We start from the raw sequence: 367 nt of genomic DNA on the forward strand, positions 1-367 counted from the left end.
ACTCGGCGCCGCTGCTGCAGTACGTGCACATCGGCGAGAGCCACCGCGGCTACCTCGGCACGGGCTCGGTCGACTTCAACACGTTCTTCAAGGCGCTCGGTCGCATCGGCTACGACGGGCCGATCGTGTTCGAGTCGTTCTCCTCGGCGGTGGTCGCTCCCGACCTCAGTCGGATGCTCGGCATCTGGCGGAACCTGTGGACCGACAACGCCGAGCTCGGGGCCCACGCGAACGCGTTCATCCGGGACAAGCTCGTCGCGGTCGACAGCATCCGTCTGCACTGAGCCGACCGGCCGGAGCGCGGAGGCGGCGTCAAGCCGTGACCAAGATGTTATTACAGGTCTTCCGCGAACCGACCTCCTTAGAT

Annotated in this window: 1 pseudogene; it reads left to right on the plus strand. The window is 65.7% G+C overall.

Annotated features, from left to right (window positions below):
• Positions 1 to 284, plus strand: a pseudogene (locus ASV53_RS26665) (hypothetical protein); the annotation flags it as partial.
• Positions 285 to 367 lie beyond the last annotated feature (83 nt).

Origin of the sequence: Photobacterium sanguinicancri (assembly GCF_002265265.1) — a bacterium.
GTDB classification, from domain to species: Bacteria; Pseudomonadota; Gammaproteobacteria; order Enterobacterales; family Vibrionaceae; genus Photobacterium; species Photobacterium sanguinicancri.